This is a genomic window from Methanocrinis sp. (assembly GCF_049974945.1).
Lineage (GTDB): Archaea > Halobacteriota > Methanosarcinia > Methanotrichales > Methanotrichaceae > Methanocrinis.
The window spans coordinates 1-3,701 of record NZ_JBNGCU010000134.1 but is presented as its reverse complement, the minus strand read 5'-3'; the positions used below and the strand labels follow the sequence as shown (position 1 = coordinate 3,701).

The 3,701-nt window shown below is 64.4% G+C and carries 3 protein-coding genes; 1 reads left to right on the top strand and 2 read right to left on the bottom strand.

All coding sequences use genetic code 11. The annotated features are described in order from the left end of the window. On the top strand, window positions 1-2,478 hold a 2,478-nt coding region (locus tag ACP5EL_RS09615; protein WP_428402295.1), incomplete at its 5' end, for a cation-translocating P-type ATPase. Window positions 2,479-2,490: 12 nt separating this feature from the next. Here the strand turns inward: ACP5EL_RS09615 and ACP5EL_RS09610 are convergent. Together ACP5EL_RS09610 and ACP5EL_RS09605 are read right to left on the bottom strand one after the other, a co-directional pair. After that, window positions 2,491-2,916: a UPF0146 family protein gene (locus ACP5EL_RS09610; RefSeq protein WP_428402294.1), complete on the bottom strand. Its 426-nt coding sequence runs from the start codon at window positions 2,914-2,916 to the stop codon at window positions 2,491-2,493. A gap of 26 nt (window positions 2,917-2,942) precedes the next feature. Next, window positions 2,943-3,701 (bottom strand): sulfide-dependent adenosine diphosphate thiazole synthase (locus tag ACP5EL_RS09605; RefSeq protein WP_428402293.1); only part of this gene is annotated, 759 nt, incomplete at its 5' end.

The following is a 3,701-nucleotide window of genomic DNA, read 5'->3' as shown; positions in this document are numbered from 1 at the left end:
ATCTTCTTCATATCCCTCATCGGCTTCGTCCAGGAGTACAAGGCGGAGAGGGCGATGGAGGCCCTCCAGGAGATGGTGGCGCCGGAGGCGGACGTCATCCGCTCCGGCAAGATGAGCCGAATCCCGGTCCGGGACCTGGTCCCCGGCGACGTGGTCTATCTGGAGGCGGGAGACAAGGTCCCCGCCGATGCTCGGGTGATCGAGGAGACCTCGCTGCAGGTGGTCGAGTCATCTCTCACCGGCGAGTCGGTCCCCGAGAAGAAGGGGGCCGGGGCCGTGGCCGAGGAGACCCACCTCGCCGACCGGACCAGCATGGTCTACATGGGGACGATCGTCGTCTACGGCAACTGCAGAGCTGTGGTCACGGGGACGGGGACGGATACCGAGCTGGGGCGGATCTCGGGCCTGGTTCAGAAACGGCCCGAGGACCCGCCGATAAAGATCAAGTTCCAGCAGTTGGCAAAGCAACTCGCTCTGGTGGTCCTCACCGCCTGCGCCATCATCTTCATCGTGGAGGTCTTCCGGGGCGCTCCGGTCCTGGAGACCCTGATCATCGCCGCCGCCCTGGCCGTCGCCGGGATCCCAGAGTCGCTTCCCTTCGTCACCACCATCACCCTAGCCTACGGAACCCAGATCATGGCCAAAAAGAACGCCATAATCCGCCGTCTTCCCGCCGTGGAGACCCTGGGATCGACGACGGTGATCTGCACCGACAAGACCGGGACCCTGACTCGGGGCGAGATGATGGTGAGGTGGATCTGGACGACCCGGAAGGTGGAGGTGACCGGGACCGGCTACGACCCCCAGGGGTCCTTCCTCCTGAAAGGCGAGGGGGCGACGGATGAGATGGGGGCGGTGGAGGAGAGGGGAGAGGGGGCCGAAGAGAAGCTTTCGCCCCAGCAGGATAAACACCTCGCCGCCCTCCTCGCCGCCGGGGCCCTCTGCAACAACTCCAAGCTCGAAGAGGGGCCGGAGGGCTGGCGGGTGATCGGCGACCCCACCGAAGGTGCCCTCATCGTCGCCGCCTCCAAGGGGGGCGTCCTCGACTGGGTCGAGAGCTGGTACGTCTCCGAGGAGGTGGAGTTTCCCTTCGACTCGGAGATGAGGAGGATGACCACCGTCCATAGATCCCCCGAGGGGCTGACCGTATCCATGAAAGGAGCGCCCGAGACCGTCCTCGACTTCTGCTCGAGGATCATGCGAGACGGCGCCGAGGAGCCGATAAACGCCGAGGACCGCTCGAAGGCCTTGGCCGCCGCTGACGAGATGGCGGGCCAGGGCCTGCGGATACTGGCCCTGGCCAAAAAGGAGATGGATGCCGGAGCAGACCTCGAACGGGACGGCGTGGAGTCTGACCTGATCTTCCTGGGACTGGTGGGGATGATGGACCCGCCGAGAGAGGAGGCGAAGGAGGCGATCAAAGTCTGCAAGGCCGCCGGGATCAAGCCCGTGATGATCACCGGCGACCACAAGCTCACCGCCTCGGCGATAGGCCGAGAGCTCGGCATCTTGAACGAGGGTGGCCGAGTCCTGGAAGGGACGGAGCTGGAGAGGATGGACGAAGCCGATCTCAGGGTGGTGATCGAGGAGGTCTCCATCTTCGCCCGGACCACCGCCGAGCACAAGGTGAGGATCGTCGAGGCCTTCAGGGGAAAGGGGCACGTCGTGGCCATGACCGGCGACGGGGTCAACGATGCCCCCGCCCTCAGGACCGCCGATATCGGGGTGGCCATGGGAAAGACCGGGACCGAGGTATCCAAGGAGGCCTCGGATATGGTCATCGCCGACGACAATTTCGCCACCATCGTCGCGGCGGTGGAGGAGGGCAGGAGGATCTACGCCAACATCAGAAAGGCCTCCAGCTACCTCCTCTCCTGCAACTTCGCCGAGGTGATGACCATCTTCATAGGGGTCATGCTGGGCCTTCCGGTGCCTCTGCTCGCCCTCCAGATCCTCTGGATCAACATCGTCACCGACGAGTTTCCGGCGATCGGCCTTGCCGTCGAGCCCGGCCACTCCGACCTGATGACGAGAGAGCCCCGAAACCCCGCCGAGCCGATCCTGACCAGAGGCCTCTTCCTCTACACCCTGGGGATATCGGCGGTGATCTTCATCGGGACCCTCAGCCTTTACGCCATCTCCCTGAGAGGAGGCATGCCACTCGAGGTGGCCAGAACTACGGTCTTTGCAGCTCTGGTGATCTTCGAGCTCTACAACGCCTACAACAGCCGCTCCCTCACCGACTCCTTCTTCAGCATGGACCCGAGGACGAACAAAAAGCTGGTCCTGGGCCTGGCCGCATCCCTGGCCGCCCTCCTGGTGGCGATATACGTGCCCTTCATGCAGAAGCTCTTCGATACCGCCCCCCTCGGAGCCGAGAGCTGGACCGCCATCGTCTTCGTGGCCTCGGCGGTGGTGGTGGCGGCGGAGATCTTCAAGCATCGAAACCTTCCCCAGGGGGGAGCCCAGGCCCGCTGAGCTCCGAGGCGCTCAGAGAGAAGAGGAGAGCGATGAAGAGGTCGTAAAAAGGTAGAAGCGGGCCTCGCCCTCGTTGACCAGGGTCCGGCGAAATCCCGGGATCTGGGCGACCTCTTCAGCGAGTGGCCTTATGATCACGTCGGCCCCGATCTTTCGGGCGAGCCTTCCGACGGCGAGCTGCATCTCCAGGGGCGGCCTTATGGAGTAGAGTAGAGTGGCCCCACGGTAGAGGGCCAGGTTCGGCGTGAATATGTCGTCTGCGACGACGGCGAGGCCACCTAGGTTCCGTCCCTCCTTGTCGGTGGGGACGACCTCCAGATAGGGGCCGAGGAGGAGGGCTACGTCGGGGGCCCTTCCCACCCCCACCTCGACCACCTTTCCCGAATATCGGGCGAGGATGAAACGGGCGAGGTCGTACCCGCCCCTGATCGGCGACATTGAGATCCCATTCTAAGACTGCGGCCTTATAGCCCCAGCTTCTCCAGGGCCAGCATAGCGGCCTTCTCTCCGGAGAGGAGCATCCCGCCGAAGATCGGTCCCATCCTCGGCCCTCCGGCAACGGCCGCCGCTGCCATCCCCGTGGCGATGAGGCCCGGGTAGACCTCCTGGGTCACCTCGACGACGGTCTTCTCGCCGACGTCGGCCCACATCGGCTTCTCGCCGACGACGCCCAGGGACCCCACCTTGGCCCCCGGGATCTTTCTCTGGACGACGTTACAGATGTTGGCATCGTGGCCGGTCCCGTCGATGACCACCTTGGCCCTCACTGAGAGGGGATCAACGTGAAGCCTCGTCCTCTCCACCGCCTCCCAGTTGATGACCAGGCCTGCGATCCTCTCGTCCTCCCGGATCATGACGTCCTCTACGGTGACCAGGTTGAAGATCTCGGCCCCGGCGTCGATGACCCCCGCCGTCAGCTTGGCCACCGTCTCGATGGAGCTGGCGATGTAGTAGCCCTCCTCGTACTCCCGGTACCATACCCCGAACTCGTCCAGGATTCTACACCCCTCCTTCTGGACGACGATCCGGGGGAACATCATCCCACCGCCCCAGATCCCGCCGCCGACGGCGAGGTTCCTCTCGAAGACCACCGTCTTGGCGTCGGCCTCGGCGAGCTTCTTGGCCGCCACCAGGTTTGCGGGGCCCGCTCCCACCAGAGCCACGTCCACGTCGGTGTACTTAAGAAAGGACTCCATGTAGGACTCGACTATCGCCTTTGTGAT